Origin of the sequence: Bdellovibrio sp., from assembly GCF_036384735.1 — a bacterium.
Lineage (GTDB): Bacteria > Bdellovibrionota > Bdellovibrionia > Bdellovibrionales > Bdellovibrionaceae > Bdellovibrio.
In genome coordinates this window covers 62818-84288 of record NZ_DASVLT010000019.1, presented here as the reverse complement: position 1 = coordinate 84288, position 21471 = coordinate 62818, and the positions used below count along the sequence as shown (strand labels likewise).

The 21471-nt window shown below is 42.8% G+C and carries 22 protein-coding genes; 10 read left to right on the top strand and 12 right to left on the bottom strand.

Translation table 11 applies throughout. From position 1 onward, the window contains the following. Positions 1-98 precede the first annotated feature (98 nt). Both VF412_RS06175 and VF412_RS06170 read right to left on the bottom strand, forming a co-directional pair. Positions 99-815 (bottom strand): substrate-binding periplasmic protein, encoded by a 717-nt coding sequence (locus tag VF412_RS06175; RefSeq protein ID WP_331338346.1) that lies wholly within the window; start codon positions 813-815, stop codon positions 99-101. A gap of 8 nt (positions 816-823) precedes the next feature. Continuing rightward, positions 824-1582: a TIGR02147 family protein gene (locus tag VF412_RS06170; RefSeq protein ID WP_331338345.1), complete on the bottom strand. Its 759-nt coding sequence runs from the start codon at positions 1580-1582 to the stop codon at positions 824-826. Between the two features lie 259 nt (positions 1583-1841). Here VF412_RS06170 and VF412_RS06165 point away from each other — a divergent pair, with 259 nt between their 5' ends. Beyond that, complete coding sequence (locus VF412_RS06165) at positions 1842-2486, top strand: hypothetical protein (RefSeq protein ID WP_331338344.1); 645 nt, start codon at positions 1842-1844, stop codon at positions 2484-2486. A gap of 10 nt (positions 2487-2496) precedes the next feature. Here VF412_RS06165 and VF412_RS06160 read toward each other — a convergent pair whose 3' ends face one another. Further along, positions 2497-3234 (bottom strand): AraC family transcriptional regulator, encoded by a 738-nt coding sequence (locus VF412_RS06160; protein ID WP_331338343.1) that lies wholly within the window; start codon positions 3232-3234, stop codon positions 2497-2499. 96 nt (positions 3235-3330) lie between these two features. Between VF412_RS06160 and VF412_RS06155 the strand changes: the two genes are divergently transcribed. The 3 genes from VF412_RS06155 to VF412_RS06145 all read left to right on the top strand — a co-directional run bounded on the left by VF412_RS06155 (position 3331) and on the right by VF412_RS06145 (position 6451). Beyond that, complete coding sequence (locus VF412_RS06155) at positions 3331-4038, top strand: class II aldolase/adducin family protein (RefSeq protein WP_331338342.1); 708 nt, start codon at positions 3331-3333, stop codon at positions 4036-4038. A 196-nt stretch (positions 4039-4234) separates the two neighbouring features. Beyond that, complete coding sequence (locus tag VF412_RS06150; protein ID WP_331338341.1) at positions 4235-5260, top strand: PAS domain-containing protein; 1026 nt, start codon at positions 4235-4237, stop codon at positions 5258-5260. Positions 5261-5332: 72 nt separating this feature from the next. After that, on the top strand, positions 5333-6451 hold the full coding sequence (locus tag VF412_RS06145; protein ID WP_331338340.1) for a serine aminopeptidase domain-containing protein: 1119 nt from the start codon (positions 5333-5335) through the stop codon (positions 6449-6451). Between the two features lie 26 nt (positions 6452-6477). Here VF412_RS06145 and VF412_RS06140 read toward each other — a convergent pair whose 3' ends face one another. Next, a complete protein-coding gene (locus tag VF412_RS06140) occupies positions 6478-7230 on the bottom strand; it encodes a helix-turn-helix domain-containing protein (RefSeq protein WP_331338339.1) in 753 nt (250 codons plus the stop codon). Between the two features lie 285 nt (positions 7231-7515). On the opposite strand from VF412_RS06140, the gene VF412_RS06135 reads away from it, so the two are divergent. The 3 genes from VF412_RS06135 to VF412_RS06125 all read left to right on the top strand — a co-directional run bounded on the left by VF412_RS06135 (position 7516) and on the right by VF412_RS06125 (position 10112). Then, positions 7516-8076, top strand: a complete 561-nt coding sequence (locus tag VF412_RS06135) for a DUF4423 domain-containing protein (RefSeq protein WP_331338338.1) — start codon at positions 7516-7518, stop codon at positions 8074-8076. 78 nt (positions 8077-8154) lie between these two features. Further along, on the top strand, positions 8155-8910 hold the full coding sequence (locus VF412_RS06130) for a TIGR02147 family protein (protein WP_331338337.1): 756 nt from the start codon (positions 8155-8157) through the stop codon (positions 8908-8910). Then, positions 8907-10112, top strand: coding sequence for a hypothetical protein (locus VF412_RS06125; RefSeq protein ID WP_331338336.1), 1206 nt, complete (start codon positions 8907-8909; stop codon positions 10110-10112). Before VF412_RS06130 ends, VF412_RS06125 begins: the two co-directional genes overlap by 4 nt. Position 10113: 1 nt before the next feature. Here the strand turns inward: VF412_RS06125 and VF412_RS06120 are convergent, their stop codons facing one another. Further along, a complete protein-coding gene (locus tag VF412_RS06120) occupies positions 10114-12660 on the bottom strand; it encodes a tail fiber domain-containing protein (RefSeq protein ID WP_331338335.1) in 2547 nt (848 codons plus the stop codon). Positions 12661-12899: 239 nt separating this feature from the next. On the opposite strand from VF412_RS06120, the gene VF412_RS06115 reads away from it, so the two are divergent. Next, positions 12900-13268 (top strand): KH domain-containing protein, encoded by a 369-nt coding sequence (locus VF412_RS06115; protein WP_331338334.1) that lies wholly within the window; start codon positions 12900-12902, stop codon positions 13266-13268. Positions 13269-13472: 204 nt separating this feature from the next. Here the strand turns inward: VF412_RS06115 and VF412_RS06110 are convergent, their stop codons facing one another. After that, positions 13473-14477, bottom strand: coding sequence for a hypothetical protein (locus VF412_RS06110; RefSeq protein WP_331338333.1), 1005 nt, complete (start codon positions 14475-14477; stop codon positions 13473-13475). A 380-nt stretch (positions 14478-14857) separates the two neighbouring features. Here VF412_RS06110 and VF412_RS06105 point away from each other — a divergent pair, with 380 nt between their 5' ends. Continuing rightward, entirely contained in the window at positions 14858-15259 is a 402-nt protein-coding gene (locus tag VF412_RS06105) for a hypothetical protein (RefSeq protein ID WP_331338332.1), read from the top strand. A gap of 42 nt (positions 15260-15301) precedes the next feature. On the opposite strand, the gene VF412_RS06100 is transcribed toward VF412_RS06105, so the two are convergent. From VF412_RS06100 to VF412_RS06080, 5 genes are all read right to left on the bottom strand, one after another. After that, complete coding sequence (locus VF412_RS06100) at positions 15302-15595, bottom strand: hypothetical protein (RefSeq protein WP_331338331.1); 294 nt, start codon at positions 15593-15595, stop codon at positions 15302-15304. A 114-nt stretch (positions 15596-15709) separates the two neighbouring features. Next, positions 15710-17119 (bottom strand): alpha/beta fold hydrolase, encoded by a 1410-nt coding sequence (locus tag VF412_RS06095; protein ID WP_331338330.1) that lies wholly within the window; start codon positions 17117-17119, stop codon positions 15710-15712. 75 nt (positions 17120-17194) lie between these two features. Then, positions 17195-17872: a class I SAM-dependent methyltransferase gene (locus VF412_RS06090; RefSeq protein WP_331338329.1), complete on the bottom strand. Its 678-nt coding sequence runs from the start codon at positions 17870-17872 to the stop codon at positions 17195-17197. A gap of 94 nt (positions 17873-17966) precedes the next feature. Next, a complete protein-coding gene (locus VF412_RS06085) occupies positions 17967-18455 on the bottom strand; it encodes a hypothetical protein (protein ID WP_331338328.1) in 489 nt (162 codons plus the stop codon). Between the two features lie 465 nt (positions 18456-18920). Continuing rightward, positions 18921-19409, bottom strand: coding sequence for a hypothetical protein (locus tag VF412_RS06080; RefSeq protein WP_331338327.1), 489 nt, complete (start codon positions 19407-19409; stop codon positions 18921-18923). A 144-nt stretch (positions 19410-19553) separates the two neighbouring features. On the opposite strand from VF412_RS06080, the gene VF412_RS06075 reads away from it, so the two are divergent. Further along, the gene (locus VF412_RS06075) at positions 19554-20411 is read left to right on the top strand and encodes an SAM-dependent methyltransferase (RefSeq protein ID WP_331338326.1); all 858 of its coding nucleotides are present in this window, start codon (positions 19554-19556) and stop codon (positions 20409-20411) included. Between the two features lie 141 nt (positions 20412-20552). Here VF412_RS06075 and VF412_RS06070 read toward each other — a convergent pair whose 3' ends face one another. Beyond that, entirely contained in the window at positions 20553-21419 is an 867-nt protein-coding gene (locus VF412_RS06070; protein WP_331338325.1) for a LysR family transcriptional regulator, read from the bottom strand. Positions 21420-21471 lie beyond the last annotated feature (52 nt).

The following is a 21471-nucleotide window of genomic DNA, read 5'->3' as shown; positions in this document are numbered from 1 at the left end:
AAAAATTTGCGGAACAAATTACTCAAATCGTGCTTGCCACTATCCTCTGACAAAAAAAATACTAAGTTGCTGCCCAAGCAATTTACTAATTTGAAAATCTATTCTTCGGGAATTTTGAATTGCAAATTCTGGGCGGCCTTGTCTAATTTCTTCTTTATCTGATCGGGAAGATTTTTTCGCCGACAAATGACTGATGTGTATTTCTGCTTCTCTCTCTGCAAAAGAGTTACTTTCAATGAAATTTTTTGATCATTCAGTGCCGCCCTAAACACGGGACCCAAGCCACAAAAACCATCCACATGCTTCTCCTGAAGCATCCTCACGGCTTGTTCCATATTTGTGACGTCATAAACATCTCTGGTCGGGATCTCTTCAGCCAACTTTGTACATGTTCCGCGCAAAAGCACGATCTGTAGCTCAGATAATTTCTTATGAACTCCCTTTTTCACATAGAGTCCTGGTTGCAAAGAATAAAGATCTTTCTGAATTTCAAACCCCTTGCTATTCGCACAGTGCTCGGAAAATAAAATCGTCATGTCAATGCTTGTATTATCTAATGCTTTTGCCAAACGAGCATGCGGGTAAATTTCGTATCGAAACAGCAGGCCCGACTTTTCTTCAATCTGTTTCATGATGTCATAATGCAAGCCTTGAATGACCCCATTTTCTTGATAACTAAATGGCGCTACATCAGATAATCCGACAGTAATATCTAAATCTTTAGATTTCGCTACACTGGCAAAACAGATGAGAAAAAAGAAGAAGATCTTCCGCATATCGCCAGAGTAGCGCCCCCCACAGACAGAGTAAATCATATAGATTATTATTTGGTAGATTGTCGTACCGTTTTGGGGAAAAGCTGAACTCTCAGAGTGTAAACCTCTGTCTTTTTCCCCGTCTCTAAAAACTTGCACAGCTTTCTGCGGAATGCACGAATCATCTCCTTGGCTTCATCGAGTTTCTCCACATTGATTGCCATGGTAATACCTGAAAAATCGCGTTCGTCCAGATCGTGCTCATCCAAACTGCGAAGAGCCTCATGAAGTACGACTCTATGTGCTTCTTTAATGACATCAGAAGGAATGTTATTCGTCGTTGTCACTCCATGTGTCACTAATTTCAACGTCCCTTTGGATGTTTTCTTAATTAAGTTTAATGAAAGAAGATTGTTTAGCGCCTCATTGACATCATGAACGGTCTTGCCAAGTCGTTTTGCAATCCACCGCGGGTCGCTATTGAAGTCTTTTGTCTCTAACAGCGAAAGAATATCATAATGAATTGGTGCAACAATCAAAGCATATTCCCCATCAGACAAAGACCTATTGAAGGAGCCGTGAAGTTTGCGATTTTGCTTTTCGTTGGTATGAATGTCCTTGAGCGCCCTGACCTCAGCGTCGCTCAACTTCAGTCGCTCGGCAATGCGCTCGAGCAATCGCGGTCCGACATTAACCCGATAATTCAGGATATCGACAAGACGCCCTGGAGAAATCTTTAGGTCACGAGCAAAGGCACGAATTGAATAAGACGGATTTTTTGACTTCCTCTCTTCAAGTTGATTTTTTAAAAAAATGACGACGTCCATTCAATAAACCTACCTTGATACAACCGCAGACCGATAACGAACAGCCACTTTAAAGGCAAGAAGTTATTCCATTGCTCAATCTGCGGGGATCTTCCCTGCGGCCAGCAATGTTACTGAGAGTAATCTTTTGTACTTTCTTCACTCTAAATTCAACGTGATCTCAATAATTTTTTGAGATCACAAAAAAGATGATATCTCGATCATTCTCCTCGACATCGACATGTGTCTCTTTTAACTCTTCTTCCGAGGAAAAATCGACATGAGAAGGTCTTTGTCTATTGGGATGTTATTAGCTATCGCGTGGAGTTTGCCGCTTCATGCCACGATCGGCAATGAAACACAAAATGGTGGTTTTGTCGCTCTATGCTCTACAAATAATACTCCGGCCGAAATTTATTTCCTCGATTACTATGTCTACACCAGACAATTGCGTCCGACTGACCCCGTGCTAGTACTACCTCCTGTATTGGGATCACCTCTTCAAAAAGCAAGGGAAGTTGTTCAAAGGTTCGCTGAGATATCTCCCGATCTTGGTGCTGTTTATTTAAACTATCTGGATCATTTTGAGTCTCAAGTGGTCTGGGTCGCTGAGATGCCCGCTAATGTTACCAATGACATTGGGAACCTTGCGATCTCTATTATCGACAGCAGCCACCCCAAATGTCTTTCCCGACAGATGATTATTCAGTCTCGGCACGACTCTCAAGTCAGATACTATATAAACAAAGGCCTGTGGGACAATTTGAACGACAACAATCAAAAAGCCATTGCGATTCTTCACGAGATTGTCTTAAGGGACATGGTCGACAAATCAAAATTTCTTTCTAACACCAGTGACGTTCAAAAACTCGTTATCTATATGCTCTTATATTCGGCGAATGGCCAGCTTCCCTTCACCCCGTGATCGTTAGCACTCAAGTCTTCGCAAACTTGCCAGCTGAAATGCCGAATCTTTTTTTAAAAGCGACAATGAAGGCACTGGGGTAAGCATAACCTAATTTATCGGCCACATCAGAAACACTCTTGCCTTCCGATAAAAGCACAAGGGCGCGATTCAAAAGATTATTTTTTCTCCACTTAGCAAATGAATCTCCCGTCTCGGAGGCAAATCGTCTGGTAAATGTTCGTCTCGACATCCCGATTTCTTTAGCCCAGTCATCAATCTTTCGAGTGTCTTCAGGATTTTTCAACAAAGCATTCGCCACAAACTGCAGACTTTTCGATTGTGGAAGTATGATTCCAAATTCTTCCTGCTGAGCCGACGCAAGCTCAATTTTTACGATTTCAATCAGGAGCTTAAGTTTCGATGGCGCAATGACTTCTCCTTTTTCTGGAAAAGACTCAAGGGCTGCTAGCAAAAGCCGTGTCGACTGTAGAACCGATATTTCCTTTGGAAGAAGCTTTGCAAACTTTCCGGGAATCATAACCTTCCAACTGCCCGAGACATTCTCGCCTCGAACCGAGTGTAGTTGACCAGGCGGGATCCAGATGATTCTTTTTTGAGGCACGACCCAGGCCGCACTTGGAGAGCGAAGGCGGATAATTCCCTCATCCATAAAGTTTAACTGACCATTTTGATGAGTGTGCATCGGTACTTCGCTGCGCTCTTTATAACTATGAATATATTTAACGAATGGTATGTCTCGACTCATATATGGCCCATTATCGACATAAATTGACCTAATGTCGATAACTGACTTGTCCATTTATCTGCGACAATAGTTAAAAAATGAACCAGGAGTCTAATCATGGAAACTAATTCACAGTCCATCTTTGAAGAGCTCATCCTCGCTGCTCGAATTCTAGCCGACAAGGGAGTTCTTGATGGCTTCGGCCACGTTTCGGCACGCTCGAATTCCCGTCCAGACCACTACTATATGGTTTGTGACAACGCCGCCGAATTAGCTGACAGAACAGCCATCATGGAGCTTGATCTGGAAAGCAACCCGATTTTGCAAGAGTCGCGACAGCCATCTATTGAGCGATTTATTCACGGAGAAATTTACCGGGCACGACCCGACGTCCACGCCGTCGTACATACGCACTCGCCTTATCTTATTCCGTTTGGTGTATCAAAAACCCCTCTCATGCCCCTTTATCACATGTGCGGCTTCTTGGATCAGGGAGTCCCCGTGTTTGATATTGCTCTCGATCACGGAGACACTGATATGTTGGTGTCGAGTCACAAAAAAGGACAGTCACTCGCTCGCTCCCTCGATGAGAGCGCCCTTGTGCTAATGCGGGGTCACGGCGCAACGGCGGTAGGTTCCTCAATCAAGGAAGCCGTCTATCGCGCTATCTATGCGACCTTGAACGCACAACTGCAACCCATAGCCATGCAGCTTAATGAGCCCAAATATTTATCGCACTCAGAGGCTTTGGCTGCCGATGAGCTTCATAAAAAAACTCTTGATCGCGCTTGGAGCTTTTGGACAAAAAACTTAAATACAAAATGACATCAAAAACTGCTCTATCGTCCCCGGTTGGGTAAGCCTTTGCTGAAGCCTCAAACGTATAATTTTTTATATTTGGACCCAGACCGCAGCTACAAGAAAGTGAGTCTTTTCAAAGAAGCTGCGGTCTTGAGTCCATAGGCCATAATCGTTTCATATGTACAAATAAGAAATCTTGAAGGTATCTCGCGCTTTCTATATGATTAATGTACTGGTTGCGAGGCCTAGCTTGAATTTGCCGGAAAAGAAAAAAACAATTGAATACTTCAGCTTTTGGAAGCTGCAAAATAAAATCACCTTAGCTGCATTGATCGCGATTCTTTTATTGTCCACTGTATTTGCAATTTGCAGCATTCTTTTACCTCCCATCAGCTCTACTTTGTCTGTTATTTTTATCGTTATGATTCCTACTCTTGCATGCTTTGGAATCGCAACATGTCACTCTTCCAATCTTGAATCCAGGAAAGCACTTCGCGAATACCAACGACTTTTATTACGCCTGTCAGAAGCAGAAAATTCCCAGATCACATTAGATCGTTTCTTCTCGCTTTCCAGCGACTTGATGGCTGTAGCCGGAAAAGATGGTCTTTTAAAAAAGGCCAGCAAATCTCTTGTGAATACTTTGGGGTATAGCGAGGAGACTCTACTTAACACTCCATTTTTCGAATTCATTCATCCCGATGATCGCGAGGCCACTAGCAAAAACATCGAAAGCCTGAACTTAGGAGTTCGATCTGTGGGGTTCGAGAATCGCTATCGTGCTGCGGATGGAACATATCGAACCTTGAGCTGGAGTGCTGCTGCGGATACAGAACTTGGTGTAAGATTTGCTTCTGCCCGCAATATCACAGACGAACGCAATTTCCAAATTCGCACACAGCAAATCATGGATTCAGCACCTTTCCTAATACTTGTTAAAGATATTAATGGAAAGATCACGAGCTGCAATGCGGCCTTCTGCAAAGCGATCGGCATGTCCCGAACTTCTCTTTTAGAAAAAGATCTTCAGGATTTTGCAGCCTTCGACTTTATCTCGTCCAGCTTCGCTAAGGAACAAGAGGCTATTAAATCTCAACGCCCAATCACTTTTGAAGAAGTTCTAACGAGCCAGGGTGGATCCACAAGGTATCTTTCCACTATTTTTCCAATCATTGATCAAACTGGAAAAATTGTGTCTGTAGGAAAGATTTCTTTGGATATCAATCAAAATACTAAAAGTATCTGACCATCTTTAGTTCTTTCTTAAAATAAATTGACTCTCGTGTGGATGACTTTGAGACTGTTCTTGGAGGCCTTCATGAGATCTATCTTTCTATTCTTAGCAATTATTTCTTCCACTTTGCTCGTGAATTGCGCCTCGACAAGTCCAAAGAAGATGATCCTGCCAGCGGTTACAGTCGCTCCTTTTAGCGTTGAAAACAAGGGCTATACCCTTAACGGACAGATCAATGATGTCGCAGGGTCTGATACGATTGCGATCCTATATCATGGAAGTGGAGTCCAAGATCGCTGGGAGACAATGCCGGCCGATGTCACCTTGGACGGAAAACCAAGTCCGACTTTTAAAATCATCTCGGATCAATTGAACTCGGTGGGAATCTCGACATGTGTTTTCGACAAGCGCGCATTTAAAGAAAAAAACACGCCAGCTTTCGAAAAGGCTTTAAAAACTCATACTTTTGGAAATATCAAAGCCGATGCGGAAATTATTTTCAATTACGTCAATAATCTTCCTCAATACAAAAAGATTGTTCTTATGGGCCACTCTGAAGGAACCATCACCGCTTCTGACGTTCTTTTTAAAAACAAACAGAATAGCAAAATAAAATCGATCGTTCTTATCGGCGTCGCCGCAGAAAATATTAAAACATCCATTCAACATCAAATGACGGACGTCATGGCCACAAACACATTCGACGCCGTTGACAAAAATCACGACGGAAAGATTTATCCCGATGAAGTTCCCGAAAAGCTAAAATCTAGTCTGCCGATCAATAGCATTGATCATAATAAAAAAGGTTATATTACTTACGAAGATCTACTTAAAGTATTAAAGAAGCAGTCTGTTCAATTCATGAAGTCCGTGTATAAAGCCCCTTCAGACACTATCCTACTTGGGAAACCGGCCCAGTGGTACAAGGATATTTTCGCCGAAAAAACCCTCCTTCAAAGAGCTAACGAGTATTCAGTGCCTGTGCTGATTGTTCACGGTGTTCTTGATACAAATGTCTTCTACAGCACCAATGCTTTGCCTTTGTCAGAAAAATTGCGCGCGCTTCACAAGGATGTCACATTGATTTCTTATTTTGACTATGGGCATGTTCTTTCCCCAAATAAAGAGGACGGAGAACCAACTATGGGGCCTATCCAGCCAGATGCTGTTTCAGCAATTGCCGACTGGATCAAACTTCATTAGGAACTCCCAACAACCACTCACGTAGTTTAACGTGAATACTTGCGAGTTACTTCTGGCATCCAGTTTTTTGCACCGACAAAAATATTCATCGTCGTACTGGTTCGATTTTTAATATTAAGATCCATCTCGGAAATATTCTCTATCTCACGACACATTTTTTCGAGCTTGCGCAAAACTTCCACTTTTGAATCTTTAGATAAGGGACAATTAAAGAAAAACTTAAAAGAGTCCGAGGACTCATAAACATCCTTTGCAAAGTCCATGGCCATTGAAGTCATGTATTTATTGTGCAAGGGACCGTTCATATTCCACCGAATTTTTCTATACACCAACAACTTCAATTTATTTTCAGGATGCAGTTCGAGAATACCGAGATCTTCCAGTTTGATAGCAAGCTTCAATAATTGATGTTTTGATAACTTATAAGTCGCATGAATCTCGTCAAAGGACATACCCATAACAATAAGATAATAGACAGCAAATAGGGCATCATCCCCTGCTAGAATCTTTTCTTGATCATGAGTTAAAATTTCAACCGCAGGCTTTTCGCCGAATTTTGAAATGCGCGCCAATTCGAAAACATCGATTCCAATATACTCGCAAATTTCAGAAACCCGTTCTAACGTAATAGGTATCGAACCACCCAAGAGTCTTTTAATAGTGTCGGTGCTAAGATCCATTTTACGACCAAGTTCTTCGTAAGTCGTTCCTGAATTTTTAACCAAGGTTTTCAGTGATTGCACCATCGGCAAAGCTTTGATGGCCTTTCTCTCTGTCATTTCATGTTCTCCAGACTTATCGATCTTTCAAATCTAGCTATTCTGTTCCCAAGAGCAAAGTAAAAGCATCCGACTCGAAGCATTCAACAAAAACTATGATATACTAGGACTCCCTTAAGAAATTGCATCAACCACCTCGGTGTTTCATTGAAATTTTCAAGGAACAAAAAGAATCAAATTGCCAGAATAAACAACAACTGTGACTGTAGTGCCCTTTACGGGGCATGATATGCCCCCTTTTTGAACTCGATTGCCGCAAAACAGAATAGTGTATGTCATTATATCGTGAGCGACGAAAACAAACCCATTAGAATATTGCTTAACGATTATGAGCAACGCAAACAACGTAATGCTCGCTTCTCAAAGAGGGCTTATGCACGTTATCTCGGAATTTCTAGTGGTCGATTGGCTGACTTGCTCAATGGCCGAACTCGCCTGAGCGTAAGATTGGCACAAAAGATTGCAGAAAAACTAGGTATTTCAGACACAGAAAAACAAGACTTTATCTATCTTGTTAGCATCGAACAACTCAGAAAGGTCGACGGTCGACGAAGCATCAAAAAGCCCGTTGTTATGATCGAAAACCTGAATCACTCATTCTCACAAGCTCTAAACCTTTACAATTCTGACGAAAGAGTCTCTGGCGACTTCAGTACAATCATTTTGCCATGCAATGCCAATAAATTAGCGGAAGCCCGTGCCCTTATTAGGAAGTTTCAGATCCGCCTTGCCGCCCTCTGCGCCCAAGAAGCCTCCGTTGAAACCTATTATCTAAACGTTCAGCTCTTCCCGGCCGTCCAAACGAATTTAAGCCCTCTAGAAGAGACCGATCAGAAAATCGGCTAAGCAAAATATTAATTACTTGCTACGTCAATGGGCACTCAGCCCTCGACAACGGATTTTCTCTTCGATATTGATACCCAAATGCATGACAATAGAGTTTCGGAATTTTTAAACACACACTTTGAAATTCTACGTAAGAAAAACCGTCGCATCTCGGTTCGTTCTTTCAGCAAGAAAACAGGCATTCCTGCCGGCCGCATGAGTGAACTTCTTAGAGGAAAGCGTCTTCTAAGCGATTATTATGCGCAAAAAATCGCACAAACTCTCAATTTAGATCCTTCACAAAAGCAGGAACTCTACTCTCTGGTATCAGTTCAATCACGTAAAACGATGGAAGAGCGTGAATTGCTTGAATATGAAATCGCCATGCTTTCATCGTGGGAGCATTATGCCATTCTTAACCTCGTTAACACCAAAGATTTTCAGTCGAAAGCCGAATGGATTGCGAATCGCTTGGCTCTCCCAAAATCCAAGGTTTTAGAAAGTTTAAATATTTTAGAAAAACTTGGGTTTATTGTTTACAAGAATGGTCAAATAAAACGATCCGACGAACGACTCACTACAACGATGGATATCCCCAGTATTGCCATTCGCAGATCCCTGCGCGCTGATATCGAGAAAGGTCTCGACGCGCTTGCAAACGTTCCACCAGCTCATCGCGACTTCAGCTCTGTAACAATGGCTATTGATCCAAAGAAGATCCCAAAGGCTAAAGAACTTACAGAAAAATATCGTCAAAAGATGTCGCGTTTACTTGAAAATGGGGACCGCACGGAAGTTTACAACCTCAGCATTCAGCTTTTCCCTATGACTCTAATAGAAAAGGAAACGCCATGAAAATCCTTCTACACATAGTGACCTTCTTTGCACTCACCTCACTGGCTTGGGCGGGTGATACCAAAAGAAATGGTGGCGTAGTTATTAAATGCAGAAACTCAATTTCTGTTTTTGATTTATACGAAGGCAAAGTTTCTTATGATTACAATCCACGCCCTGCAAATGGGAAAAAACATAACGAAATCGTACAGGAAATCATCAACACACTTTCCGCTATCAATCCAAGTCGTGCGGCTCTTTACCAAAAATACCTGACTGACTTTAGCAAAGAATCTTCCTTTGCTGAAGGTGTCGAATTTTCAAGAATAGATGATTTAGGAGAAGGAGTTCCCGTTCCTGAAAATTGTCAGCTTATGCAAGCTGCGGTTCAATTCAGAAGCACAAATCCAATGAATAGATGGTACCTTTTCAGTCAATCTATCTGGAACCAACTGGATGAAAAAAATAAGGCTGCTCTCATTCTTCACGAATTCATTTATAGAGCCGCTTATGCAGAAAACAATGACATCCAGAACTCGATAGGAGTTAGGCATTTCAATAGCTTTTTACAATCAGATCTATTTGCCAAAACTTCATTAAAACAATATCTGGAAGTCGTAGGGGCTTCTGATTTTGCGCTGGCTGAATACAAAGGAATTCCTATCTCACCAAATGCAAAGTTCCTCGAGTTTGCGGATGCCAATCATTTGATAACAGCCGGGACCGGCAAAACATTGTCACTGCCCAACTCTCGCCTGATCCAAAACATTAAGTGTGACTCGAGCGACACGAACCCGTCCCCATTCACTGTCTATTTTGACCAAGATGACCAAGGTATTACAAGCATTGCGGCTGGCTGCAAAATGCGCATTTCACTTTCAAACGAGAATCGCCAAGGATACATTGACTCGGATTTTATAGTCCTTGATTCAAAAAACAATCTTCATGATGTCGTGGAAATGCGAATCCCAGATAGCAATGACATAGGATTTTCTTACCTTAGCAAGGATCTTATTCTCAACAGCTCCGCATCCAACACGGCGTCCATCAGATTCGGGCCCCACGAACAAGTTACGCAGATATCTATGATCATAACATCCCCGTTAGGAGAGGCTCGCTCTTCACTATGGTATAAGACACAGAATGTCTCGCTTTCAGCGAAACCAGCGATCACAGTTTATTTCAATGACAGGGAAGAGCCAGAACGTCTTTCCCCAGAGTAGTTTACATACCAAGTTTTTGTTTAATTAGAGCCATTTCTTTTTCTTGAGAATCTAAACGATTTTTTAGAGTTTCGATTTCTTTCGCTTGTCGTTTATTTTCATCTTGCAGCGACAGAATATATTTCTTGTAAAGATCCTGAATCGCATTCACCACAGCCCAGTGAATAGGGTCTACATTCAATTCAAGGAAACCATCAGGTCTTTCTTTGACAGCATCAGGAATCACAGCCTTCACCTCTTGAGCAATGAAGCCTGTCTTTGAAATATCCGCAGGCAATCCTAATGGGTTGTCCTTTTTATAGTTATAGCGAACAGTATGAAGCTTCAAAACCTCATTTAAGCCGTATTCATAATCGCCCTTGATGTCTTTCAAACGAATATCCGAGGCATTCGTCCAAGAGGTCCCAGAACTTAAGCCCGCGGTTCCCACGACATGTAAAGTATATGATGGATTTGTCGTTCCGATTCCTACTTTTCCAGCCGTCGTAATATAGAAATAATTTGAAGCCCCGCCTATTCCCGAAATATCTGAAGTGGCATTGGTATGACTTGACGTCGACTTAAAATTGATGACGTAACCACCGCCTCCATAGGGAATGCCCGCAAACCATTCGTTTGAAGTGCTATCGAAAGAGAAGTATCCATTAGCTCGCTGAAGCCCCTGAGCCAAAAATCCACCCCCAACATAATTACCACCATAAGTTCCTGTTGAAGTAATTAATGGAACGACTGTCGATGAACTGACTTCAAGAGTTTGACTAGGGCTCGAGGTCCCGATTCCTACGTTGCCAGAATTCGCGTTGTAGATATTGGAGCCGCTGGTTGTCCACTGAGAAGATCCCACCGAAGCCGCAGTTGTTTGAGTAGTTCCATCCGGAAATTTGAATCCGCCAGAAGTTGACTCAATTGTTCCAGCCACAGTTAACAGCTGACCTGGTGAATTTGTACCAATGCCCACGTTGCCATTTGGGTCGATGCGCATACGTTCATTGTAAGTCGTCGAGTTGAAAGTTGGATTCGTAAAAAACTGAATGCGCTGTGCGGCGGCAACATTGCTATTGGCATCAGCGGATCCCCCGATTCCAACCACATTGTAGTTTTGATATGCAGTCGACGCTATAAGAGCATAAGGATAAGTGTTTGCGACCGGCACTGTTGTCGTGTTAGCCCCGGCTAAAAGATAGTAATCTTGATTACTAAAATTAGACGTATTACCCATTTGAATGCTACTAGTACGAAGCGGCGTCGATGCAAGATTATAGGCATCCGGAGTGATCCCTACGCTGACTATTGATCCGTTATCTTGAACAAGTGAGCTTGCAAGGGTCGACGATCCAGAAAATTTCGCTAAATATCCAGACGAGCCACTGCCCGAAACAAGTCCCGAAGGCAAATCAGCCAAAGCTATAGATCTAAATGTTGGATTGCCGGCAGACCCATTGGGGGCAGCCAAAAACGAATTTGCCGACTGCGAACCGAAACTGGAAGTGGTCACCGTTATCGTCGAGCAACTCCAAACTCCCGTTGGGCTCGAGAACGTCAATGTCTGATTCACAGAACAGTTTGCAGGCATATTAGAAGCATCTAGTTTGTTGCTTAACTGGGTGCTCAAATTCGCAATATCAGAAATCGCAAGCGATGTGGGAGTCCAGTTTGCTCCATTGTATTTCAAGACTTGATTTGACGTTGGTGTCGCCGAAGCGACCCCAATACCCTGAAGCGCAACCACCGAAGGGCCAGGATAAGTGCCGCTCAAATCGCCACTAGCGCTGGCCCCTGCCTGCATCGCATTCACAATACGGGAATCATTTCCAGCAGCCACCGTATTTGCAGCAGTTCCTACGTTTAACGTTAATACCGGAGCCGACGTTGCATTCGCAACACTCACGTAAGAATTGCTCGAAGTCACACTAGTCACAGAACCACTTCCGCCGCCGCCCGTGCCGGTCGCACAAGACATCTGAGTGCCGTCCCAAGAAAGAAATGCTCCAGCACCGCAAGTCGGTAAGCCGGCCTTCAATAGGAAGTCAGTTGGACTATAAGTTCCCAACTTCTGTGCCGACAAAGAGTAACCCGCGAAAGGCACAGAACGAATCACAGAATCAGGACTGATTGTTTGCCAACCTGATCCATCAAAAAATTGAACACGCAACTTACGTCCGTCACTTGTGCCCGGCGTATATGAGGCTCCTCCACTGCACGTGAAGACCTTCGAATTGTTAAAGGAATCGAGTAATCCTAAAGAGCCATCAGCCGGATAAGAAACTGAACCTGATCCAATCGGCACGTCAAAAATACCATTTGAATTAGTCATGTCATAACCATTCAACTGCTCTTGATATATTACGCAACCACCTGTTGGATCTGTGACTTTAAAAATAAAGCTGACACTATTGAATGTTAGAGGAGTGCCGTTTGATTGAACAATGCGACCTTGATAAGTTAATGATCCCGGAGATGCTAGAACAGATCCACTCCAAAGAATGGCTGTTGCTATAACCAAGACAGATTTCCTGATATATCGTTTCAATCCAATACGTACCTTCATGTGGTGCTCCCAGGAATAGTATCGGCCCCCTACAAATCCAACTTAAACTGCATGAACACTATCTCGAGTGTAAAGTGCTCCGGATTCCACCATTGCGCTCCCATTCATAATCATATATGGAGCATGTTGGTGTTTCATTTGAACGCATGAAACATTATCTTTTCCAAAGGAATAAACATCTCCATCTTTACATACCATTTCTCTGATTTCTGCCGACAATGACAATGAGAGGTTCACTCATGGAAGAAAAGAAAGTCGCCGTTATCAGATCCACAGGTCTAAAAAGTATCGAAAGTTTGGCCCTGGAAAAAACAGAGGAAGAGAAGACATCAGAACGACAAAAAATCTGCGCAGTGGTACATTCAGTTTTAGGGTCTCTTCTTAGCTTCCCGCCCAGTTATGAGGTGTCCTTTGTTGTCGGAAACAAAACCACGATTTTTCAAATTGAGATTCAACAAAAAGATTATGGTCGCCTGTTGGGTACAAAAGGCCGAAACATCAACGCATTAAGGACTTTGGTCACAAGTATGTCGGCGAATTCGGGATTTCGAGCCATCGTTGAAGTTAAAAATGAAGATCAATTTTTCCGCTCTGGGAACACACCTTAAAAGCACTCCCTAAGAAGGAGTGCTTTTGGAAACTTTAGTTCAACAACTCCCCGGCAGCCTTTGCTTTGATTGCGAAGAAAACTACGAAAATGGTCAGAGCCAAGATCTGCTTCATATTTGTAGCTTTAATTCAAAAGCTACAAACGGGCCTGGAATAAATTGCTCTTGTTAAGGTCAATGACCTAAGCTCTGACCAATTTATTACTACTCACAAAGTTTGGCAGAAACTTCCGCACCGACAGAAAGTGTTTCTTTACCCTGATCAAATTTGCCAATACCATCGACCTCAAAAACTTGCCAGTAGTCATGCATAAGATAGCACTTCCCCGATTTCGCCTTATAGGACTGTGTATCGAATGTTGTTAACGTATATGAAAGTCTTTTTCGGGAAACCTCATTCATCCAAACACTTTTAATATCGGCGCATTGTTTTGCAGTGACGCCTATTGGACTTCTAATCAATGTTGAAGAAGAAAATTGCACCTGTAAACCCGCAGGTGATGCGATCTGCTTGAAGCCGCAATATGTGTAACAGACATTGTATTGGTCATTGGACATGCAACTTCCCCTGTCATCAACGATGCCACCCTGAACCGAAAAGCCACCAGAGACTTTCAAATCGGCTGGATTCAGCTCACCTGTTTTCACATCTTTTTTTACTGTTTGAATGACTGCCTGTAGAGAGCTTGCAGATTTACCCTGACACGCTCTGAACGGAACTTCGACTCGCGAAATCGGGCTTCTTGCGCTCATCGTTGTGCCATCCGCTAGCTGGAGATCGACATCTAAATCAGTGATTTCGTAACAGTGAGTTTGCTCTTCTTGATTTCCCGAAGAATCATAGGAAAGAGTTTTCGTCATCGCATAAGAATAAGTGAGATCTTGTCCACGCACTGAATTCTTCCATTTCGCAATGACATCCAATCCCTCAGCATTGCTGCACGAATCCGAAGAAGATGAGTTTGCAAAGTGAACAGAGAAAGTAAGATCTTGTCCTGCGATTCTAAGCGGCACGCTGTACTCACAGATAACAGTGTCACCAAATGTCGAATCATAGTTTGTTGTTACAACCTGAAGAGCGATAGGTAATGCTTCGGGCGTATTTAAAACACCTACACCATTTGATTTTTTCTGTGAAATTACACCAGTCCCTGCATAGGCAGCGGACGACATGAAAAACAATGTGGATAGAATTACTCGAAGAGACATAGAAACCTCCATTGGCATTGCGCCGGTTGAGGTTTCTTTCATCATGTGACTTTTGCAGATCCAGCCGGGAAAGAAACTCTATAAGAGCTCTGGATCCAACATCACAATCGACACCCTTATAGCAAATTTTTTTGCTTTAAGAAATAGAAGCGCAAATTCTGAAACATTTATAAAAGCCTCGGCCCCCTAATTGGCACTTTGGATAAGAACTAGCATGAAATCCCCCACCTTATTGAATTCACGACGCATTTCAAAGCTCCATTTAACATTTGTGAACAATGTTTTTACAGTGCCCTGTCTCTATTCGAAATAACAGTATCACTGCGATGGAATGAAATTCGCGAAGAGCAACCCTGAATCTATCTTAAAAGGAGCTTTCCATGAAGACGACTGCGGTATTTAAAGCATTATCTCTTATTATTTTAAGCGCCATTTCTACTCAGGCATTTGCTGATGGCTCTGCCAAAGTCATTGCGACTTGTGCTGATTCAGATATGAAATATGAGATCCTTCAAGCTGGCAATCAAATCAGCTCATCCAATATTTCTGTCAGAGTCACAAAGGCAGACGATGGTCAGACAAAGACCATTTCTGATCATATCATGGTTGAATCGATAGATAACGGTTCGACGTTGGCTGTTCAAGCCGGCTTTATCATTCTATGGGTGCGCCAAAATGGCAATAGCCAAGTCGGCGTGATGTTGGGATCAGCTCCGCAAACGATCTCTTGTCAGATCGCTGAGAAGCCTTTCGTTTTTGATTCTTCAGTTCATTCAGAGTAAGCTCTTATGTATAAGCGCTTTCAAATTGAAGGCGCTTATCTCTTAGTGGCAAGTCAAAACATTTCCAGACTGATCGCACGTCACTCCATTATTACAAGTCAAATGCGCCTCTTGAATCGTGCAGGATACCCCATCTGAACAATGCATGAAAACCCCCGTAGAGTTGCAGGTTATCCCATTGTTACAACTTAGTGACATCGAGTTTTGTTGACATGTCAGTCCACCGTTACAATAAAGCATCGAATTGGCCACGTTACAGACTCGGCCTCGCTCAAACAAACCTGCAAATGCCGAGGCGGAAAATATTAAAATCAATCCCAATGCGAATTTCGCCATAAATCCTCCGATCATTCTGCCTAAGAGTATCGAAGAACTCTTATATTGCAAACTTCAATGCATTGTTTTTTGCAAATCTCCGTGACAGGGCAAACTCATTCCTCATCTAAGCGGTTAAGAATCACTTCCTTGTCTTAACACCATATGCATATATGGCACGAACAAAGTCGTCTCTGAAACCTTGGGATTCAGGCGATCAATCTGCGCTTTATATTTTTCATAGAACTCAGGATGCTCTGTTTTGGAGTTCAATATCTTTTTGTAAATCTCCATCTCGCGATTTTTCAAGGCCACTTGATAATCATCGAAAATCTTCTGAGCTAAAGCATCCAGGCCTTGATTGGTCATTTTAATCAGTTTTCCTTTGCCGTAAGTCAAATCAGCCCATGCTCTGAAGTTGATATCTTGGGCATACTTCTTTGCAACTTGTCCCGGCATATGAAGTCGTGAGTTTTCGCTACGCACATCTTCGATAATACGTTTAATATTAGCTGGGTTTTCACCGGCTCCCAAAAGAAGCTCGCGTAAAACAACATTCACTCCATTCTTATCGACAGCTTCGAAAAGATAGTGGCCGACTCCAGGTTCAATTGTCACTTCAGCATTGCGGAAGATTTTATGAAGTGGTTCGCGAATATCATAAGTATTATCACCGATAGGAGTTCCATGAGGTCCGCCGACTGGAGCAGGAACATACTCTTCACGATTTCCACTTAAAATACGAATGCGCAATTGCGGATTTACTATCGTTGGATCTGCCAATTTTTCTTTTGACCAAAGAAATTGATGAGACATATTTCCAGCCCATAGCCCACCGGCATCATTTTGTGCGGTATTTCCGCCAAAGTTCATTTTCGAAGTGTGTTCGTCATACCACTTTGATAAAACTTTCGTAAATCCTGCTGGTGAAAGACCCACAACTCCATCGACATCTTTTGGATAGCGAGTCGCGTACTCCAAAGCCACGTCAGGACCGAAAGAATGTCCCGCAAGATACACAGGCTTGCCTGATTTTTTCGCTTCAAGAACGATAGAACGAACCCACTCCATAAAAATGCGCGAGTCGTTGAACTTTGTATCGCGTGGTCCCTGAGCATGAAAAGGCATATCAAAACTGATTGATGAATATCCAAGATTCGCCAAGGTATTCATGTTCGCGATGAAATTTCCACCGCTTGACTTCTGAGTTCCAGATCCATGAAAGAAAATGAACACTGCTTTAGCATTAGGATCTACCAATGGAGTCTGTCCGTTGGCATCAGGAACTCCACTGCTAGAATGATAAATTTGAGTGTCCCACTTTTTAGAATAGAAGCTTGCAACTTGTCCAAAGCGCTCTCTATATTGGATGCCTTCAATGAACGAGATGTCATTCATCCAATCAACTTGAAGCTCTTTGCGTTCGCGTGAAATTTCAACCGTGAACAGATCTTCGCACATCGGAGCCGCATGGCTCTGAAATGGCAACAACATGCCCAAAACGTTGACAGCAATAAAATACCGCTGAGCTTTAAATCGCATCATAGAAGGCCTCCAACTTATGAAGAACTTCTCTTTCAATTCACGGACCTATGAAGATCTCAATTTGAGACGCGATGATTATTTGATTCCATACCAGGCAGAAATCATAAATGCCTGAAAAAAACGAATGGGATTTTTAATCCCGCTTTCAATCATCAAACGTTCCACTCGGTGTGGTGGCAAAACCGTTAGTATTTCTTTGAGTTGAGTTGGCAGCGATGCCAGAGACTCAGTGGTAGCCCCCATCAACGACTGTACCTGTTCCCAATTTTTCAGCATGGAGGTAAACTCGGGAGATTCTAAATCAAAGCTGATCTCTGCATCAATAAAGTAACCATCCTTACGAGTACGAGCAACCATGTTCGTATAGAACCTCAATCGTTCTTCAGGCTTCACAAAGTGGCCGACTAGAATACTCAAGACAGCATCAAACTGCTCTGTCGAAGGCAAGTCTTGAATATATCCGACAATAAGTTCGCAACGTTGAAGTACACCGGCCTTTTCTAAACGTTCACGGCAAACTTCAAGCATTGATTCCGAAGGGTCTAATCCAACGAAAGTCCACTGAGGGAATTCTTTAGATAACGATAAGATCTCTGCCCCAGTCCCCACTCCGACACAAAGAATGCGAGCCCTTTGTGGCAGATCCTTGAGGGTCAGGCGAATCAGGAAATGCATACAATCTGAAATAGAGGCTAACTTGCTATTTTTATCGTCGTAGTTTTGAGAGGCTTGCTTATTAAAAAACTGGCTCATAGAAGTTCCGATCCGATTGTTTGAAATCAGGATAGACGATTCACTCTCTCGCGTCTATGCCCTTCTTGAATCTCATCGGAACCTCCAAGGTACACTATGGCGTACAAGTGAAGTCTGTTTTCAAAATTAATGTCGCGGCACGTCCGCCAGAATAACGATCATAGCAAAAGCCACCGCGATTTCGAAGAGTCGATGCTAAGCTCTGAACAACCGCACCTGAATATCCTTGGGCCTTGCAAGTCTGTTCTGCCGATGCCTGAGCAGATTCCTTACAAGTCTCTGCAACTCTTTGATCGTCAGTGTAACAAACAGAACAATAGAAATTTGCAGTTTGTGTCGCTGGAGCAGTTCCAAAGCCAGTGGCAGTTGTCGTTGCATGAGCTAAACCATTATCACAGAACCTATGTCCCATAGCGATGTAGCAAGTGCCGCCATCATTCTGGTTATTGTCATTCTGACAATACTTATGCCCCATCACAATCGTACAGTTGCCGGTGGACTCACCTGGTTGAATCGTCAAAACCGCAGCAAAAGAACCGAATGACTGAAGAACAAGAGCTGTGAATAGAATAAACTTTTTCATATAAATCTTCCTTTCGTTAGAAGAACATCTCAGGAAGATAATTAGCCGCAACAAACTATAATTAATAGTTCATTGCAGTTATATATTTTTAACTGTTGGTTATATGTTAAATGAGAAGCGAGGAAGCACAGGATTTCAACTCCTGTGCTTCGTTAGGAGATCTTTTCGCACAAAACATCACCAAACTTTTGGAGGCTTAAAATTAAGTCCAAAACTCGAGGACAATTTATCGTCTCATTTCAAAAGTTCATACTAAATATTTACTTTATCAGTCTTTCACCGATAAAATTTTTAAAGCTATTTGGTCATGATAAAAAACTTGTGAAATTTCAAACCTTAACGAAGATAGGCGAGTGCCTTTAAGGCCTTAAGAAGGGTATTCAAAAACAGAAGCTCTTATTTTTTACCGAATTTCAACACAAACTGGGAAAGCCCCCATGTTGAGGGCCTTGCAAAAAGAATCAATTACTTCCCGTGCTCAGCTTGGCATTGTTCCATGCTGCTGTAGCCTTGGATATATTTTGAGTTCAAAGTCATGTCATAACCGCTATCCAATGCGATGAACTTGAACGTTGTTGAAAGTTTGACTCCATAGAAACCGTCTGTCGTGATGGCTTCGCAAGAGTTGAGCTGTTGAACATTGACATCAATAGCAAGATTCAAGTTGTTGAAACTAATGAAGGCTGTTTCAAGACCTGCTGTATAGCTGCATTCACCAAGAGTTTGCAATGTGCCGATCACCACGCTTTCCGTCCCCTGATTCAAATCAACAACTCCATTCGCAACACTGATGGTGTATCCTTGTTGAGCCAACGCTTCAGTCGTGAATGTCACTCCCTCCAAGTTGAATTGTTTAATTTGCTTCGTGCCACACGCATAGCTGACAGAACCTTGGTAAGCTGAGGCGAAAAGTGGGCTAAGAATGAGAGCAGATAGAACTAAAAGCATTTTCATAAACGTCTCCTATGAAGGAAGGGTATAACGGCTTCCCCTTTGATTAATCAAATTAGGATTATGACAAGATAGATCTTCTCATGTGTGTGAATTATGACACTCGAAGCCTTGAAAACGGGCTATATTCCAATACGCTTTTTATATATGGCAGAAATTATTCAGCATGTCTCGGATACTTCTTTTTGGGTCGCTTATTATCGGGTCCTAGAGACCGACCGCAAAGACGCTCTTTTCAAAGATCCTTATGCACGCATCCTTTTAGGGGACCAAATCTCTAGAATTCAGCAAATTCGTTCAGAGGCTACAAAGTGGACCCAGTGGACAGTGATCATGCGCACTCTTATTATCGATCAAATGATCCAGGATCTTATTTCCGAAGGGGTCACGACATTCTTAAATATGGGCGCCGGTCTGGACAGTCGTCCTTATCGCATGAATTTTAGCAAAGATATTCAGTGGATCGAAGTCGATTTTCCTCACGTTATCGACCATAAGAAAAAGTATCTGCAAGGAATCGAACCCACATGCAGACTCGAACGCGTCGGTCTCGATCTGACGAATAGAGATTCTAGAAAATCATTTTTAGCAGATCTTGCATCAAAGCATGCGAAGATCGCAGTTCTTACTGAAGGCGTTCTGCCATATTTAACTCAAGGCCAAGTCTCAGAGCTGTCCGAGGACTTGATGGCCCATCCAAATTTTAAATACTGGATCGGTGAATACATTTCGCCGAAGTCCTATCGCTATTTAAAAGATCCAAAGCGAATGAAGGCTTTAAAAAATGCACCTTTTCAATTTTATCCTGACGATTGGATGGGCTTTTTTAAAAATCGGGGTTGGCATTTAAAACAAGAGCGCTACTACACTGAAATTTCTGAAAAAGTAGGCCGCGCAACACCCATGCCTGGATTCTTCAAGGTTATTGAATTTTTCAAAGGCAAAGAGTGGGCGGCCCCGTTCAAGCGTTTGTCAGGCTATCTACTCTGGGAAAGAAACGGATAGACTTAAGCCGTTAGAAAAACGAATGGGTCAAGGCTGACCATTTCCTCCGGAAGAGCCATAAATTTGTCCTGTTGCATAGCTTGCGTCATTAGCAGCAAGTTGAACGAATCGTCCGCGACGGTGATCACAGATTATAATTGTCTATGTTAAAGAGCGCAGACTCCTGGCGATCTTACGAATCGCTTGAGTCTCTGGCGTGCCTTTGGGTTTGACCAAAAAGACACTTTGCAGTCGATCTTTTTGCGGAACCGCGCACGGTATTTCAATCAGCTTCTTTTCTGAGACAACGTTTTTATTATGCAAATTTACAATTGGAATCGGCAGATAGGCAACCCCATGTCCCGCTTTAACCAATTCAATCGCTGTCGACATCATAGCTACACGGAAGCGGATATTCCTCGTAATCAAATGATCCGGCCATCCATCAAGCCCCACGGCTTTTGATGGCGTCCCTTCAGGGGGATGAAGAGGTACAATGAAATCCAATTCATCAAAACTTTTCTTAGTATGCTTGGCCAAGCCAAACACACCCATTTTGATTTTGGCTACTTCTAAAAACTCAACACCGGCATTAGGAATCGGCACATAGGTCAACCCCAAATCCACGTGATTTTTTGCGATCGCCTCTTCAAGACGACCAGGTCCATAGGAATGAACTTCAAGACCTTCAGATCCCAGGGCTTCAAACAACGGCTCTATAAAATAGGTCGTGAAAACTTCGAATGAGCCAAAACGGACCGGTGCCGTTTGGTTCGTCACTGTCATCTGATGAGCCACATTCTGCCATTGGGCCAAAAGATTCGCCGTGATGTTTTTAAAGTGATGGCCCCCCGGAGTCAGACGCAGCCCCCTGCCATCGGGTTCGATCAACTGAGTTCCCACTTCATCCTGCAAAAGCTTCAAAGCCTTCGACAATGCCGGTTGAGAAATATTCAAAAGCTCAGCAGCCTTAACAAGAGAGCCAGCCTGGGCAAATATGTGAAAGTAGCGTACACGATCTATATCCATTAGTTATAGATATATACCAATAATTCCATATTTTTCAACATTCCTTTTTAGT

What these genes read in the sequence shown, in the direction of transcription:
- VF412_RS06175 (WP_331338346.1), bottom strand. Translation starts at nt 815, where the DNA reads ATGATTTACTCTGTCTGTGGGGGGCGCTACTCTGGCGATATGCGGAAG.
- VF412_RS06170 (WP_331338345.1), bottom strand. Translation starts at nt 1,582, where the DNA reads ATGGACGTCGTCATTTTTTTAAAAAATCAACTTGAAGAGAGGAAGTCA.
- VF412_RS06165 (WP_331338344.1), top strand. Translation starts at nt 1,842, where the DNA reads ATGAGAAGGTCTTTGTCTATTGGGATGTTATTAGCTATCGCGTGGAGT.
- VF412_RS06160 (WP_331338343.1), bottom strand. Translation starts at nt 3,234, where the DNA reads ATGAGTCGAGACATACCATTCGTTAAATATATTCATAGTTATAAAGAG.
- VF412_RS06155 (WP_331338342.1), top strand. Translation starts at nt 3,331, where the DNA reads ATGGAAACTAATTCACAGTCCATCTTTGAAGAGCTCATCCTCGCTGCT.
- VF412_RS06150 (WP_331338341.1), top strand. Translation starts at nt 4,235, where the DNA reads ATGATTAATGTACTGGTTGCGAGGCCTAGCTTGAATTTGCCGGAAAAG.
- VF412_RS06145 (WP_331338340.1), top strand. Translation starts at nt 5,333, where the DNA reads ATGAGATCTATCTTTCTATTCTTAGCAATTATTTCTTCCACTTTGCTC.
- VF412_RS06140 (WP_331338339.1), bottom strand. Translation starts at nt 7,230, where the DNA reads ATGACAGAGAGAAAGGCCATCAAAGCTTTGCCGATGGTGCAATCACTG.
- VF412_RS06130 (WP_331338337.1), top strand. Translation starts at nt 8,155, where the DNA reads ATGCATGACAATAGAGTTTCGGAATTTTTAAACACACACTTTGAAATT.
- VF412_RS06125 (WP_331338336.1), top strand. Translation starts at nt 8,907, where the DNA reads ATGAAAATCCTTCTACACATAGTGACCTTCTTTGCACTCACCTCACTG.
- VF412_RS06120 (WP_331338335.1), bottom strand. Translation starts at nt 12,660, where the DNA reads ATGAAGGTACGTATTGGATTGAAACGATATATCAGGAAATCTGTCTTG.
- VF412_RS06115 (WP_331338334.1), top strand. Translation starts at nt 12,900, where the DNA reads ATGGAAGAAAAGAAAGTCGCCGTTATCAGATCCACAGGTCTAAAAAGT.
- VF412_RS06110 (WP_331338333.1), bottom strand. Translation starts at nt 14,477, where the DNA reads ATGTCTCTTCGAGTAATTCTATCCACATTGTTTTTCATGTCGTCCGCT.
- VF412_RS06105 (WP_331338332.1), top strand. Translation starts at nt 14,858, where the DNA reads ATGAAGACGACTGCGGTATTTAAAGCATTATCTCTTATTATTTTAAGC.
- VF412_RS06100 (WP_331338331.1), bottom strand. Translation starts at nt 15,595, where the DNA reads ATGGCGAAATTCGCATTGGGATTGATTTTAATATTTTCCGCCTCGGCA.
- VF412_RS06095 (WP_331338330.1), bottom strand. Translation starts at nt 17,119, where the DNA reads ATGATGCGATTTAAAGCTCAGCGGTATTTTATTGCTGTCAACGTTTTG.
- VF412_RS06090 (WP_331338329.1), bottom strand. Translation starts at nt 17,872, where the DNA reads ATGAGCCAGTTTTTTAATAAGCAAGCCTCTCAAAACTACGACGATAAA.
- VF412_RS06085 (WP_331338328.1), bottom strand. Translation starts at nt 18,455, where the DNA reads ATGAAAAAGTTTATTCTATTCACAGCTCTTGTTCTTCAGTCATTCGGT.
- VF412_RS06080 (WP_331338327.1), bottom strand. Translation starts at nt 19,409, where the DNA reads ATGAAAATGCTTTTAGTTCTATCTGCTCTCATTCTTAGCCCACTTTTC.
- VF412_RS06075 (WP_331338326.1), top strand. Translation starts at nt 19,554, where the DNA reads ATGGCAGAAATTATTCAGCATGTCTCGGATACTTCTTTTTGGGTCGCT.
- VF412_RS06070 (WP_331338325.1), bottom strand. Translation starts at nt 21,419, where the DNA reads ATGGATATAGATCGTGTACGCTACTTTCACATATTTGCCCAGGCTGGC.